The following is a 14,462-nucleotide window of genomic DNA, read 5'->3' on the forward strand; positions in this document are numbered from 1 at the left end:
GTGCAGTCGAGTCTATGTCCATCGGCGGGTCGGAACCACGGACCAATGGACCAGAAATCAGGACTGAGCCGCCCGCGTGTTATCGGCCCGAAGGCTCGTCTGCTCAGCGTCGTCACGTTCACGCTCGTGACGAGCGATGATGCGCGGCCCGATCCGCGACATGATCTCGACGGCCACGATGCCGACGGCCGCTGAAATAAATGCAACCGAGTTCATCTGCCAGTTCGACGAGTCGAGTTTGAACATGTGCTGGGTGAACGGCCACGAGAAGATCAGCACGTATGCGCCCGCGGACACCGCGATCAGCAGCACCTTCCACCACGTGTACGGGCGCGCGACAACAGCCAGGACGTAGACCGCGATGGCGATCAGCGTGATCAGAGTTGCTGTCGCGGCCTGTGTCTGATGTGGCGACAGCTCCACCGAGTCGCCGCCCAGCGAGTTGCCCGACCCGCCCGGATTGACGATCAGATAGGTGACGAATGCGCACAGCCCGACGATGATTCCGTTGGGCACCGCCTGTGTCAGCACGCGCCGCACGAATCCGGGACGAGCCCGCTCGTTGTTGGGTGCGAGCGACAGGATGAAAGCCGGAATACCGATGGTGAACCACGCGGCGATCGTCACGTGGATCGGCTGGAACGGATAGCTGATCGACGGTGTGCCGAACAGCTTCGCTCCGAGCCCTGCGATACCCACGAACAGCGCCAGCAGCACCGCGTAGACGGTCTTGGTGAGGAACAGGTTGGAGACACGCTCGATGTTGCCGATAACCCGACGACCCTCACCGACGACATAGGGCAGCGTCGCGAACTTGTTGTCCAACAACACGATCTGTGCCACCGATCGAGCGGCAGAACTTCCCGACCCCATCGCGACGCCGATGTCTGCGTCCTTGAGCGCGAGCACGTCGTTGACGCCGTCTCCGGTCATGGCGACGTTGTTGCCATCGGACTGCAATGCGCGCACCATCGCACGCTTCTGGTCGGGCCGCACACGCCCGAACGTGACGCCGTCTTCGACGGCGTGCGCGAGTTGGTTGGGCTCGGTCGGCAAGTCGCGCGCATCGACGGAGGTGTCGGGTGAGCCGAGGCCAAGCGACTCGGCGACTGCGCCCACCGAGCGGGCGTTGTCGCCGGAGATGATCTTGACGGCAACGTCCTGCTCCTCGAAGTAGTCGAGGGTGGGACGAGCATCCGAACGGACCCGCTGCTCGAGCACCACGAGTGCGACGGGGGTCAGGTGCCCGGGCGTCGCCGATCCCGCGTCCGGCTCGGTGTCGACAGCGACGTCGAGCCGTGCCAGGAGCAGTATGCGTAGGCCCTGTGCCCCGAGATCGCTGGCGACGCGCGCCGGTTCGGAGTCGTCGTCGAGCAGCACATCGGGGGCTCCGAGGACCCAGTTGCCCGCGTCGTTGCCGTCGGCATCGACGAACGACATGCCGCTCCACTTCTTGGCGGAGGTGAACGGTTCGACGGCCGACGTCGTCCAGTCGGGCGCGTCGTCGTACACCTCGCCGACGGCCTGCATGCTCGCGTTGGGACTGCGATCGTTCTTCGCCAACGCGGCGAGTGCCTGCTCGGCCTCCGTACGACGATTCGACGACGCGCCTGCCCCGCTGCCGTTCTCAGCCGTTCCGTCGTCGACTTTTCCGTCATCACCGATGATCCGCAGCTCCGAGACGCGCATGCCGTTCTCGGTGAGTGTGCCGGTCTTGTCGGCGCACACGATGTTGACGCGCGCGAGGCCTTCGATCGCTGGTAGTTCGTTGACCAGACACTGCCGCTGCCCGAGACGAATGACGCCGACCGCGAATGCGATCGACATCATCAGCACCAGGCCTTCCGGAACCATCGGAACGAGCGCCGCGACCATGCCGAGCAGCGATGCACGAAGACCGTTGTTGCTGATGAAAAGCTGGTTGACGATGGTCAGCAGCCCCGCGGGAATCAACAGCCAGGTGATGACCCGCAGGATCTGATTGATGCCCGAACGCAACTCCGACGACACGAGCGTGAACTTCGACGCCTCGGAGGCCAACTGCGCGGCATACGCGTCGGCGCCCACCTTCGTCGCGCGGTAGGCGCCCGCCCCGGACACCGCGAAGCTGCCGGACAGCACCTTGTCTCCGGCGGATTTGTCGATGGGATCGGCCTCGCCGGTCAGCAGCGACTCGTCGACGTCGAGGACATACGACTCGACGACCTCGCCATCGACGACGATCTGATCGCCCGCACCGATCTCGATGATGTCGTCGAGCACCACCTCGTTCGGCGGGATCTCGGTGACCTCGCCGTCGCGTCGCACACGCGGTTTGGCCTGTCCGACGATGGCGAGTTTGTCGAGGGTCTTCTTGGCGCGGATCTCCTGGATGATGCCGATACCGCTGTTGGCGATGATCAGCAGACCGAACAGCCCGTTGATGAGCGAGCCGGTGAAGACCACGATCGCGAACAGCACCCCGAGGATCGCGTTGATCCGGGTGAAGACGTTGGCCTTGATGATGTCGCCGACCGAGCGCCCCGAGCGGTCGGGCATGTCGTTGACCTTGCCTTCGGCGACGCGCTGTGCGACCTCGTCGGCCGTGAGGCCCCGCTCGGGGGCCGCAGTGCTCTGCTCGCTCACGCCGAGGTCTCCCACCACGTGGGTGTGCGCAGTCCGGTCCCGATACGCGCGGTGATGTCGATGGTGCCGCCGGGCTGCGGCACGACGACGGACGTGTTGTTTCGCTCTGCTGCGGGCAGCAGACGTGTGATGGGATCGGCCCACGCATGCCTCGCGAGACTGAAGGTTCCCCAGTGAATCGGCAGGAACACCGAGTCGGAGCCCGCTTCGCCCGACAGCATCCGATGTATCGCGACGGCTTCCTCCGGGTCGACGTGCACCTCCGGCCACGACGGGTCGTATGCGCCGACGGCAATGAGCGTCAGGTCGAACGGTCCGTGTCGTGCACCGAGTTCTTCGAACCGCTCGCTGTAGCCGGTGTCGCCGGAGAAGAAGAACCGGTGCTCGGGTCCCACGACGGCCCAACTCGCCCACTGTGTGAGGTTGCGGGTGAGTCCGCGTCCGGAGAAGTGGCGGGCCGGTCCGCAGAAGAACTCGAGTGAGGTCGCTCCGCACAGGACAGAGACGCTCTGCCAGACGTCTGCCTGCCGGATGCGGTCAGCGGGGATTCCCCAGCTCACGAGGTGCGCAGCGACACCGACGGGCGCGATGAACACCGCCTCGGGCGATGCGTCTGCCAAGGCGACGACCGTGTCCATGTCGAGGTGGTCATAGTGATCGTGACTGAGCAACACGACGTCGATCTGCGGGAGGTCGGCAACGGTGACGGGCACCGGATGCAGTCGGGCCGGCCCCACCTGCTGCCACGGGGAGCACCGTTGGCTGAACACCGGGTCGGTGAGGATGCGGGTGCCGTCGAGCTCTACGAGTGCCGACGCGTGCCCGAGCCAGGTGACGGTGAGCTTGCCGGGCTCTGCGTCGAATCGTGGCACGGTGACGAGGACCGGTCGGCTCGGCCTGCCAGGGCCGCGAGCCATGTCGAGGGCAACCTGGAAGTCGGGAGTCGCTCCGGATGCCGAAGGTTCGGGATTGACGAACGCGCCGTCGACGAGATACTCCGACGATTCGACGTACGGCCGGATCGCGTCGCGATCGGCGCCGAGCGCGCGGGCCGCGGGCAGTCCTGCTGCCGACAATGCGCCGGTTGCCGAATCGGCCACTCGCACCCCGACGTCGGCGAGACGACTGATCATGAGCGGGGTTCCCTGTCTTGTGGGGAATTCGATGTCCTGCGAGAACTCCTTGCGACCATTCCGCCACACTATCGCTTCTGCACCACGATCAATCGGACGCGCGTCGAGTCGCATCGGTGGACAATCGTTCTCGTGGCGACATCGACCCTGATACGCTTCCGACACCTATCCGTTTCAACTGGGGAGTGAGCGGTCCGTTGGCTCGGATGTCCGTCGATGACAGGCGCACAGCGCTCGTCGAATCCGCGTATCGCGTGATTGCCGATCACGGCGTCGAAGGCGCGACCACGCGGCGCATCTGTGCGCATGCCGGAATGCCACTCGCGAGCTTCCACTACGCATTCGAAAGCCGCACCGCACTGCTCTGGGCAGTGATGGAAAAGGCTGTGCCCGAGGATGTTTCGCTCATGCTCGAGTCGCTACTGCCGGTGGGCGAATCGTCGGCGGTCGGCGTCGAGGCGATGCGTACCAAGATGTTCGAGCAACTCGACGCGTTCTACATGATGCTCAAAGCCGACCCCGGGCGGCTCCAGGCGACCATCTCGCTCGGCATCTACGCGCACAACCATCCCGAATTGCAGCCGGCGGGCAAGCAGATGTACGAGCATCTCTATGCGCTTGCGGCACAAGGGCTGGCCGCGGCGGGCGAGCAGGCGCAGATCGATTGGCTCACACCGGTCGCTCGCATTGCTCCCGTGTTCATCGCCAACATCATCGCGATCACCCTGGTCTACCTGTCGACTGCCGACGACAGCGCTCTCGGCGCCATCACGGAGTCGATGGTGCGTGATGTCATGACGCACGTCGCGCCGCGCTGACACGGTGACGCCGAGTGGCGCAACCACGCCACGGAGCCGACACTGGATCAATGCGTGACGTTCTGCCAGTGGTGATCGATCGCCTCAGTCGTGGGCCGGTCGCCATCGCTCGCATCATCGGCACGAGCGGCCCGACCCCGCGCGGCGTCGGCGCTGCAATGGCTGTCACGGCCGACGGCGAGGTCATCGGGTCGGTCTCGGGTGGCTGCGTCGAATCAGCGCTCGTCCACACCTGCATGACCGTGCTCGACGACGGTTGCGCCGTCGTCGAGCACTTCGGTATTGCTGATCCCGACGGCATCGAAGTCGGCCTGACCTGCGGTGGATCTCTGGAGGTCTTCGTCGAGCGCATCGACCCCGGTCATCGACGCGCGTTGGACGACCTCGCCGGACATCTCGTGGCGGACCGTCGAGTCGCCTGGGCAACCACGCTGAGCGACTCCCCCGAGTGGCACATCACGACGTCGATGAGCGAACCATGGCGTCGACTCGGCCGCGATGTCGCCGATCTCCTCGCGTCGGGGCGCAGCGGCATCATCGGCGTCGACGACTGCGACGAGCCCGCGGAGTCGGGTGCCGACCGTCCGCGCACGTTCGTACACACCTTCGCCCCTCCCCCGCGGTTGATCCTGGTGGGTGCCAACGACTTCGTGCGTGCCACGAGCAGCATCGGACGCTCGCTCGGCTATCGGGTCACCGTCGTCGACGCGCGGCCCGTATTCGCCACCCGCGCACGCTTTCCCGACGCCGACGAGGTCGTCGTCGACTGGCCGCACCGCTACCTCGAGTCCGAGATACGTTCCGGCACAGTCGATGCCACAAGCGCGATTTGCGTGATGACCCATGACCCGAAGTTCGACGTCCCGACGCTTCGCGTTGCGCTCGCCGACTCCGACGCGGGGTTCGTCGGTGCACTCGGCTCCCGTCGGACGGTTGCCGATCGCAACGAGCGCCTCGTCGAATCCGGCGTCACCGCAGCACAATTGAGTCGTCTACGATCGCCACTCGGACTCGACCTCGGGGGGCACACGCCTGCCGAGGTCGCCGTCTCGATCGCCGCGCAGTTGATCGCGGATCGTCATGCCGCTTCGGCTGCCCCACTACACACGACGTCGGGTCCGCTCCATCGCTGAAGCGAACCCGACCTGAAGCGAACCCGACGTCGTGCAATTCTTGCCCGTGAGGCTATGCGTCCTCCTTCGGCGCCTCCGAGGACGAGCTCGGTGTAGCCGTCGTCGCCGCTTCGGTTGTCGCGGCAGGGATGTCGGAGGTCATCGACATCACGTCCTGCGCGGGCAGGACATGCTCACCGGTCTTGTCACAGGAGAGTGCGAGCGAGCTGATGTATTGCTTCTCGCCGTTCGGACCGGGCACCGCTGAGGCGATCATGTCGGGTCGCTCGAACTCGATCTTGGTGACGCAGCACAGCAACTTCACGTCGGTGGGGTTGCCGTGCTCGTCGTACATCGGGATATCGATACCGTCGTCGACGCGACGCAGGTAGTACTTGCCCTTCGTTGCGATCGCGAAAATGGGCGGCAGGACGATGGCGAGTACGAGCGCCACCAGCGGCGAGTACGGCTGGATGGCATCGCCAAAGACGTGGAAGTACACCAGGATCGACGCGCCCGCCGAGATCAGGAGCGAGCAGAATCCGACCGGGTTGACGCTGTAGATCATGCCGCGACGGAACTCCGGCTGCTTCGGCGAGATGCCCAAGATGTACTTGTTGATCACGATGTCCGACGCGACGACGGCGATCCACGCGATACCGCAGTTCGCGTAGAAGTTCAGCAGGTTGTTCAGGAAGCTGAACATGTTGGCTTCCATCAGCACGATCGCGATGATCACGTTGAAGAACAGGAACACCAGGCGTCCGGGGTAGGTCTTGGTGACACGCGTGAAAGCGTTGGTCCACGCCAGCGAGCCCGAGTAGGCGTTGGTGACGTTGATCTTCACCTGGCTGATGACGACGAGGATCACGGCGAGGGTCAGAGCGAGCCAGTGCGGCAGGAAGTCCTGGTAGATCTCGACGAACTGGTGGACGGGCTGGTTCGCAATGCCCGCGTTGTCGACGCTGATCCCGATCAGGTACACGGCGAGGAAGAGACCGACGATCTGCTTGATGGCGCCGAAGAACACCCACCCCGGTCCGGCGATAAGGGTTGCCGACCACCACTTCCGCTTGTTCTCAGGCGTACGGGGCGGCATGAAGCGCAGGTAGTCGACCTGCTCTGCGATCTGTGCGATCAGGGACAAACAGACACCGGCCGCGAGCATCGTGCCTGCGAAGCTGACACCCTTGCCCGCTGGATTGCCGTCGCCGTCGACACCGCTGAACGCGAAGAAGTCACCGATGGCCGACGGGTGCTTGATCACCAGGTAGATGAACGGAAGGACCATCATGACCAGCCACAGCGGAGTGGTCCACACCTGCAGTTTGGCGAGTGTGTTCATGCCGTAGATAACCAACGGGATGACCAACAACGACGAGACCAGGTAGCCGATCCACAGCGGTATGTGTAGGCCGAGTTCGAGGCCCTGCGCCATGATCGAGCCCTCGAGGGCGAAGAAGATGAAGGTGAACGACGCGAAGATGACGTTGGTCAGCACCGAGCCGTAGTAACCGAAACCGCTTCCGCGCGTGATGAGGTCGAGGTCGATGTTGTATCGAGCAGCGTAGAACGCGAGCGGATAGCCCGTGATCACGATGACGACCGAGAAGAACAGGATGCCCCACAAGGCATTTCCGGTGCCGTTGGCAATACCGATGTTCGCGCCGATCGCGAAGTCGGCAAGGTAGGCGATGCCACCGAGGGCGGAGACGGCGACGACGCCCGGTCCCCACTTGCGGTAGCTGCGGGGCGCAAAACGAAGTGTGTAGTCCTCGAGGGTCTCGCGCATGGCAGCAGCCTGCGCACCCGTCGCGATGATGCTGTGTTCGGCGTTTTCTATCTCGCCGACCTCGTCGGCCACCTCGCCGACGTGTTCGTGATGCTTATCGGTGGCCATCGGCCCTCCTGCGTGATCCGAGTTACAGATCGGCCAAACGTACGAACGCCATGTTTCGGCGAGTTACTCGGAATGTTTCACGCAGGAAAACTAGGCATCACGGCCACGGCTGTTCGACGATGCGCCCGTAGACGCACCGCCGACGACGAAACACGTTGTCCGATCTACTTTCCCGTGAATTCAGGCTTTCTCTTCTCGGAGCGAGCGGCACGCCCCTCGACCACATCTTCGCTTTCCCACGCGCGACGCATCGCAGCCTGGCGGTCGGCGGGTGCGTCGTCGCGCGCACCGTCGCCGTTGAGTACCAACTTGTAATGCTGCAGCGTCAGGGGGGCGAGATCGGCGATGGTCGACGCCCAATGCTGGGCGTCGGTGAGATCGCCGATGCGATTGGCGAATCCGAGAGCATGAGCGCGGTCGGCCGACAACGGATCGCAGCCGATCAGCATGCCGCGCGCCTGACCTGCGCCCACCAGTGAGACGAGGCGTCGAATTGTCCACTCGTCAACGGCGACACCGATTTTCGCTGCAGGAATACCGGCAAGAGCGTCGGGGGCCATCACCCGAAGGTCAGCCGCCATCGCCAGTTGCAGGCCTGCGCCCAGTGCCGAACCGTTGAGTGCCGCGATCACCGGGACGGGCACCGACTCGATCTCGCGCAGTGTGGCGATGAGCTTTTCGAGGAACGCGGGGTCGTAGACGGGACCGGACAGGTCGGCGCCCGCACTGAATACGCTGCCGCGGCCGGTGACCACGATGGCCCTGGCGCCCGCGTCGACGGCGTCGGCGAAAGCCTTCCCGAGTCCGTCGACCATGTCCTCATTGAGTGCGTTGCGCTTGTCCTGGCGATCGAGCTCGATCGTCGTCACCGAACCTTCTGCATGCGAGTGGATCATGCAGGAGAGACTACCCAGCCCCGCCATTTTCCGGCGGGCACACTGGAGAGGTGTCGATTCCGTCGCTGTCGCCCGAGTCCGCAAGCCCCGATGTGCACGAATCCGTCGCGCAGGAGCCCGACGCGTCCAGCGATGTCCTCGTCATCGGTGGCGGCCAGGCAGGACTGTCGGCGGCGTACTTTCTGCAACGCTTCGGCCTCGGTGACCGCTACCAGTTGCTCGACCACTCCCCGCGTCCCGGCGGTGCATGGCAGTTCCGATGGCCGACGCTGACGTTGTCGGGCACCAACCGCGTGCACGACCTTCCGGGATACGGGCTTGCTGAAGCGGTGGGAATCGACCGCGGCGAGTTCCCGGCGTCGTCCGTGGTTCCCGAGTATTTCGCGAAGTACGAGAACAGGTTTGGGCTGCGGGTACGTCGACCGGTCGACGTACGTTCCGTCGAACGCGACAGCGAAGGATTTCGAGTGACGCTCGGTGGCCGACTCCGCGGACAAGAGATCGCCGCACGCACACTCATCAACGCCACCGGAACGTGGGAAAGGCCGTTCATCCCTCACATTCCAGGAGCCGCGGACTTTCGCGGCAGGCAACTGCACACACACGACTACACCGGACCCGAGGAGTTCGCCGGTCAGCGCGTGTTGGTCGTCGGCGCAGGCATCTCGGCAGTTCAGCTACTGATCGAGATCGCTCGCCGCGCTCCCGGGGTGCAGACATTCTGGTGCTCGCGCACCGAACCGCGCTTCGATTCGAATCCCTTCTCACCCGACCTCGGTCGCGAAGCAGTGGCCCGCGTCGAACGCCGGGTTCGTGCCGGCCTACCGCCGACGTCGGTGGTGTCGGTGACCGGCCTCGCGGTGACACCGACCATCGAAGCCGCGCAGCGCGACGGAATCCTCGACAACTGGCGACCGATGTTCACCCGCATCACCGAGACCGGCGTGTGTTGGGACTGCACGGGCGGGGCAGGCGGGAACGGGTCGGCTGGCGGGAACGGGTCGGTTGGCGGGAGCAGCAGCGCGGTCGCTGCGGGCGAGCAACTCGACGTCGACGTCATCTTCTGGAACACCGGCTTCCGAAGCGCGCTCGATCATCTATCGCCTCTCCACCTGCGCGGACCCGGCGGCGGAATCGTCATGACCGGACGCCTTGCAACCACCGTCGCCGACGACCCGCGGGTCCAATTACTCGGCTACGGACCGTCGGCGTCGACGATCGGTGCCAACCGCGCGGGTCGCGAGGCAGCACGCAACGTTGCGGAGATTCTTGATGCCCAGCCTTGACAAGTTGTTGTGTTTTCCCAACACTATGTAGTGTGAGTCCAGTACGGCGGGGAGAAAAGCTCCCCATCTACAACCGCATCGGAGTTCTACGCGCCGAGCGGAGGATGTCGCGTGCCGATCTGGCAGCACTCGTCGGCATCAACGTCCAGTCCGTCGGTGCGCTCGAGCGCGGCGACAACTACCCGAGCCTCGACCTCGCGTTTCGCATCTGCGAAGTCTTCGACCTCCCCGTAGAAGCGGTGTTCAGTCGCACCGAGTTCTCGGCGATGTCGGCCGAGCTCTACCCCCGACGCGCCATCCGCGTCGACGAAACACACTCACCGCAACCGTCGTCCACCACGGAGGAAGCACAATGAGGGATCCCAACTCGGCCATCCCGGCCGAAGCGACGCCCGAGCTGTGGCGTCGCTACGACGAGTGGCGTGGTCAACGCCATGTTCGCTTCAACCAACGTCATGCAGGCAAGCTGATGAGCTGGCGCAATCGTCGAGCCGCGCGACGAATCGTCCTTGCGGAGATCGTGGTGCTGGTCGTGCTCTTGGCCAGCGCGGTGGTGGCGTTCTTCACCTACGCGTTCTTCATCCCGTTCATCATTGCCATCGTCGGCGCGTTCGTCGTGCAGTACCTGCTGCGGATCGTGACCGGCTCCATTGCCGAAACCCCGGTCACCGCGCTCGATGAAATCCAACTCGCGCAACGTAACTCGGCCCGATCAGTGGGATTCATCGCCCTCTTCTCGCTGATGTTCATCCCGTACATCATCCTGATCGTCCTGGGCACCCGAGAGCAGGTACACGGCCAACTGGTGTACGGCACCGGCATTTTGCTCATCAGCCTCGTGCTGACCGGCGCCCTCGTGCCAACCATGCTGACCGCGTGGTGGAGCGACGACGCCGACCCCGAAGACTTCGCAACCTACGAGGAGAACGATCATGCCTGAATCCCTCACCGTCGACGGACTATCCAAACGGTATGGCGACGTCGTCGCACTCGATGACATGACTTTCACCGTCGCCCCCGGAGAGATCTTCGGCTTCGTCGGCAGCAACGGCGCAGGCAAGTCGACGACGATGCGCATCATTCTCGGTGTGCTCGAACCGGATTCGGGTCGGGTGACGCTCGGTGACGCACCGATCGATCTCAACACGCGGCGTCGAATCGGATACATGCCCGAGGAGCGTGGGCTCTATCCCAAGATGAAGGTCGGCGAGCAACTGGTGTTCCTTGCGCGCCTCCACGGAATGAGTGCCGACCAGGCCACCGAGAGTGCCCGACGCTGGACGCAGCGACTCGGCGTCGACGAACGGTACGACGACAACGTCGCCGACCTCTCGCTCGGCAACCAGCAGCGCGTACAGCTCGCCGCGGCGCTGGTCCACGATCCAGACGTACTGGTCCTCGACGAACCGTTCTCGGGCCTCGACCCGGTGGCCGTCGACGTGATGAGCGACGTTCTGAAAGAGAAAGCAGCCGAAGGCATTCCGGTGATCTTCTCGTCGCATCAGCTCGATCTGGTGCAGCGACTGTGTGATCGAGTCGGCATCGTCGTCAAGGGCAGAATGCGTGCGCTCGGCACCGTCGACGATCTCCGCACACGTGCAGGCGTGATCCTCGAGGTCGACGGTCCTGACTCGACGACGCGCTGGGCCGATGGCTTTCCCGGAGTGCTGGAAGCCGAATACCAACCGGGCGGTGCCCGGCTGCGCGTCGACCCAACGACGCTCGACGACCAAGCAGTACTCAATCGCGCATTGACACACGGACCGGTACATCGCTTCGCGCGGACAACACCCGACCTGACCGAACTCTTCCGAGAGGTGGTGACGGCATGACCTCCCACAATTCCACTGACAACACAGCCTCACAGGGCGCGAGTGCGCTGCAGACGATTCGCCTTGTGGCACAACGTGAAATCGCCACACGTGCCAAGACCCGATCCTTCGTCGTCAGCACCGTGGTGTTGATGCTCGTGATCGTCGTCGGCCTGATCATCTGGAAGGCGATCTCCGGTGGTGGAACCGACCCGGAGCGTGTCGGCGTTGCGGGCGACAGTTCCCTGTCGACGACGATCGGCCAGGTGGGCGAGGCCAGCGGCACGCCGATCACCGTCGTATCAATCGCTTCTGGTCCGGATGCGTTGTCGCAGGCGCGCAGCAGCGTCGAATCCGGTGATCTCGATGCCGCGGTGGTGCGGGGTTCCGGTGAGTCGTATGCGATCGTCAGCAAGACAGGGCTGTCCGACTCGCTGTCGGGTGTGCTGCGCGGCTCGATCCAGCAGCACGAGTTGGCCCAGGGTCTCACTGCCCGCGGTGTCGACGCGGCGTCGCTGCCGACACCGACGATCACCACTGTTCAGACCACCCCGGACAAGCCCGACAAGGCGCAGCGGATCGTGATCGCGCTCGTCGGTGCGATTCTGCTCATCACCGCAATTATGCTGGGCGGCAACATGATTGCCGTGGGAGTTGTCGAGGAGAAGACGTCGCGGATCGTCGAACTTCTGTTGGCGACGGTCAAGCCGCTACACCTGATGTGGGGCAAGATCCTCGGGATCGGAGCGGTTGCACTCGGGCAGGTGGTGGTACTCGGCCTGACTGCTCTGATTGCCGGGATTGCCACCGGGATGTTGACGATCGCCGGTACCGCCATCTGGATGTTCTTCGCGGTTCTGGTGTGGTTCCTGCTCGGATACCTGTTCTTCGCGACGCTGTATGCCGCTGCGGGAGCACTGGTTTCGCGTCAGGAAGAGCTCGGCTCGACGATCATGCCGCTCACCGTGCTGTCGATGGCCGTGATGTACGCGGGGATCTTCGGAGTTCAGTCGCTGCAGTCGACGTTCATCGAAGTGCTGACGTGGATTCCGCCGTTCTCGGCCGTGCTGATGCCGATCCGGATCGCCACCGGCGACACCAACGCCATGCAGATCGTCGTCTCGCTGATCCTGATGATCCTGGCCTGCGCCGCCGCGACCTGGTTCGCCGCGCGCATCTACCAGCGCTCGATCCTGCGCACCGGCAGCCGCGTCAAGTGGTCCGAAGTGCTCTCGATGGCGCGCTAGGGGCGCGCAGAAAGTAGGGGAAGAGATCTTTCCCCCAGAAACTGACATCTCCTCGAGAAGCAACACGAGCGAAGGCACGAAACCCGCGGAAAGAATCCTTCCGCGGGTTTCTGCCGGCCCGGCCGGCCGCGAGGGTCAGCGTCAGGCCGCGGCCGTCACCCCGGCGCCCTCGCTCGACGTGTCGCCGCCCTCGGTGGTCGGGGCGGGGCCGTGCGGCACGAAGTCGCGGCTGCGGATCAGCAGCAGGGCGGCAAGGCCACCGACAACGGCGACGGCGCCGCTGATCCAGAACAGCGCGTTGAGGGCCTCGGCGTAGGCGGCGTGCTTGCCACCGGCGGGGTTCTCGCGAAACGACGAACTCAACTTCGAGCTGAAGGCGGTGCCGTAGACCGCGATGCCGACGGCGATGCCGATCTGGCGGAACGTGGTGTTGATGCCCGACGCCATGCCGGAGCGGTGCACGTCGACGACGCCCACGGCGGTCGCGGCGAGGGGCGGGTTGACCAGGCCGCTGCCGATGCCCGCGATGATCAGGCCGGGGATCAGGTGCGTCCACGACGAGTTCTCGTCGAGACCGGCCATCAAAAACAGTCCGACGCCGACGATGAGCAGGCCCGGTCCGATGAGCCAGCGCAGCGGCACCTCCTCCGACAGTCGGCCCGCGATCGTGGCGCTCACCATCGTGCAGCCCGACATCACCAGCAGCCGGACGCCGGTTTGCAACGCCGAGTAGCCGAGCCCTTCCTGCAGGTAGAGCACCACGTACAGCAGCATCGCGAACAGCGAGCCGTTCATCGCGAAGGCGGCGATCAGACCGCCGGTGAAGGTGGGAATCCGCAGCAATGAGAGGTCGAACATCGGCTCGTCGACACGCAGTTCGATGATCACGAACGCCACGAGCAACACCGCGGCGACGATGAACGAGCCGACGACCAGGCTGTCACCCCACGAGCGCTGTCCGGCCTCGGTGAGTCCGTAGACCAGAGCGACGAGGCCCGCGGTGAATGTCACGACGCCGGGCCAGTCGATTCGACGAGCATGAGGCGAGCGCGACTCGTCGACCATCTTCCACGTGACGAACAGGGCGGCGATACCGATGGGCAGATTGACCAGGAAGATCGCACGCCAGCTCACACCGGTCGTCAGCACGCCACCGAGGATGGGGCCGAGTGCCGTGGAGATACCGGTGACCGCACCCCAGGCGCCGAAGGCGACGCCGCGTTCACGACCGTGGAACGTCGACGCGAGAAGCGCGAGCGACGTCGAGAACAGCATCGCGCCGCCGACGCCTTGCAGTGCGCGGGACACGATCAGCATGACCGGGTCCTGTGCGACGCCGCAGAGCAGCGATCCGAGTGTGAAGATCACCAGGCCGATCGAGAAGATTCGACGTCTGCCGAACTTGTCGGCGATCGATCCGGATGTCAGCAGCAACGACGCCAGCGCGAGCGCATACGCGTCGGTGACCCACTGCAACTGACTGAAACTGGCGCCGAGTGCATGTTGAATATCGGGAAGTGCGACGACGACGATCGTGACGTCGAGCAGCAACATGAAGGTCGCTGCGCAGACGACGACAAGCGTCCACCATTTACGTTCCATGAATGTGTACCTTTCGAGGATTTCGCCCGAAT

The 14,462-nt window shown here is 64.5% G+C and carries 12 protein-coding genes; 7 read left to right on the top strand and 5 right to left on the bottom strand.

Annotation, left to right across the window (positions count from 1 at the left end; all coding sequences use genetic code 11):
• Positions 1-57: 57 nt before the first annotated feature.
• Together ACRVY7_RS02855 and ACRVY7_RS02860 are read right to left on the bottom strand one after the other, a co-directional pair.
• Positions 58-2,625: an HAD-IC family P-type ATPase gene (locus tag ACRVY7_RS02855; protein WP_431815913.1), complete on the bottom strand. Its 2,568-nt coding sequence runs from the start codon at positions 2,623-2,625 to the stop codon at positions 58-60.
• On the bottom strand, positions 2,622-3,758 hold the full coding sequence (locus ACRVY7_RS02860) for an MBL fold metallo-hydrolase (RefSeq protein ID WP_431815914.1): 1,137 nt from the start codon (positions 3,756-3,758) through the stop codon (positions 2,622-2,624). The genes ACRVY7_RS02855 and ACRVY7_RS02860 overlap by 4 nt, the downstream gene beginning before the upstream one ends.
• 206 nt (positions 3,759-3,964) lie before the next feature.
• On the opposite strand from ACRVY7_RS02860, the gene ACRVY7_RS02865 reads away from it, so the two are divergent.
• Together ACRVY7_RS02865 and ACRVY7_RS02870 are read left to right on the top strand one after the other, a co-directional pair.
• A complete protein-coding gene (locus tag ACRVY7_RS02865; protein ID WP_049698074.1) occupies positions 3,965-4,576 on the top strand; it encodes a TetR/AcrR family transcriptional regulator in 612 nt (203 codons plus the stop codon).
• Positions 4,577-4,626: 50 nt separating this feature from the next.
• The gene (locus ACRVY7_RS02870) at positions 4,627-5,709 is read left to right on the top strand and encodes an XdhC family protein (RefSeq protein WP_431815915.1); all 1,083 of its coding nucleotides are present in this window, start codon (positions 4,627-4,629) and stop codon (positions 5,707-5,709) included.
• A gap of 52 nt (positions 5,710-5,761) precedes the next feature.
• Here ACRVY7_RS02870 and ACRVY7_RS02875 read toward each other — a convergent pair whose 3' ends face one another.
• Both ACRVY7_RS02875 and ACRVY7_RS02880 read right to left on the bottom strand, forming a co-directional pair.
• Complete coding sequence (locus ACRVY7_RS02875) at positions 5,762-7,588, bottom strand: purine-cytosine permease family protein (RefSeq protein ID WP_431815916.1); 1,827 nt, start codon at positions 7,586-7,588, stop codon at positions 5,762-5,764.
• Positions 7,589-7,752: 164 nt separating this feature from the next.
• Positions 7,753-8,484, bottom strand: coding sequence for an enoyl-CoA hydratase (locus ACRVY7_RS02880; protein ID WP_049698073.1), 732 nt, complete (start codon positions 8,482-8,484; stop codon positions 7,753-7,755).
• A gap of 56 nt (positions 8,485-8,540) precedes the next feature.
• Here ACRVY7_RS02880 and ACRVY7_RS02885 point away from each other — a divergent pair, with 56 nt between their 5' ends.
• Genes ACRVY7_RS02885 through ACRVY7_RS02905 form a run of 5 tightly spaced genes read left to right on the top strand, consistent with a single transcriptional unit; the run spans position 8,541 to position 12,828 of the window.
• Positions 8,541-9,770, top strand: coding sequence for an NAD(P)-binding domain-containing protein (locus tag ACRVY7_RS02885; RefSeq protein ID WP_431816380.1), 1,230 nt, complete (start codon positions 8,541-8,543; stop codon positions 9,768-9,770).
• Positions 9,771-9,802: 32 nt separating this feature from the next.
• A complete protein-coding gene (locus tag ACRVY7_RS02890) occupies positions 9,803-10,126 on the top strand; it encodes a helix-turn-helix transcriptional regulator (RefSeq protein ID WP_049697845.1) in 324 nt (107 codons plus the stop codon).
• A complete protein-coding gene (locus ACRVY7_RS02895; RefSeq protein ID WP_049697844.1) occupies positions 10,123-10,710 on the top strand; it encodes a hypothetical protein in 588 nt (195 codons plus the stop codon). Before ACRVY7_RS02890 ends, ACRVY7_RS02895 begins: the two co-directional genes overlap by 4 nt.
• The gene (locus tag ACRVY7_RS02900) at positions 10,703-11,602 is read left to right on the top strand and encodes an ABC transporter ATP-binding protein (protein WP_270483306.1); all 900 of its coding nucleotides are present in this window, start codon (positions 10,703-10,705) and stop codon (positions 11,600-11,602) included. The genes ACRVY7_RS02895 and ACRVY7_RS02900 overlap by 8 nt, the downstream gene beginning before the upstream one ends.
• Positions 11,599-12,828, top strand: a complete 1,230-nt coding sequence (locus tag ACRVY7_RS02905; RefSeq protein ID WP_431815917.1) for an ABC transporter permease — start codon at positions 11,599-11,601, stop codon at positions 12,826-12,828. Before ACRVY7_RS02900 ends, ACRVY7_RS02905 begins: the two co-directional genes overlap by 4 nt.
• A 141-nt stretch (positions 12,829-12,969) precedes the next feature.
• On the opposite strand, the gene ACRVY7_RS02910 is transcribed toward ACRVY7_RS02905, so the two are convergent.
• Positions 12,970-14,430, bottom strand: a complete 1,461-nt coding sequence (locus ACRVY7_RS02910) for an MFS transporter (protein WP_431815918.1) — start codon at positions 14,428-14,430, stop codon at positions 12,970-12,972.
• Between the last annotated feature and the right edge of the window lie 32 nt (positions 14,431-14,462).

This window comes from Gordonia jacobaea (assembly GCF_965344965.1).
Lineage (GTDB): Bacteria > Actinomycetota > Actinomycetes > Mycobacteriales > Mycobacteriaceae > Gordonia > Gordonia jacobaea.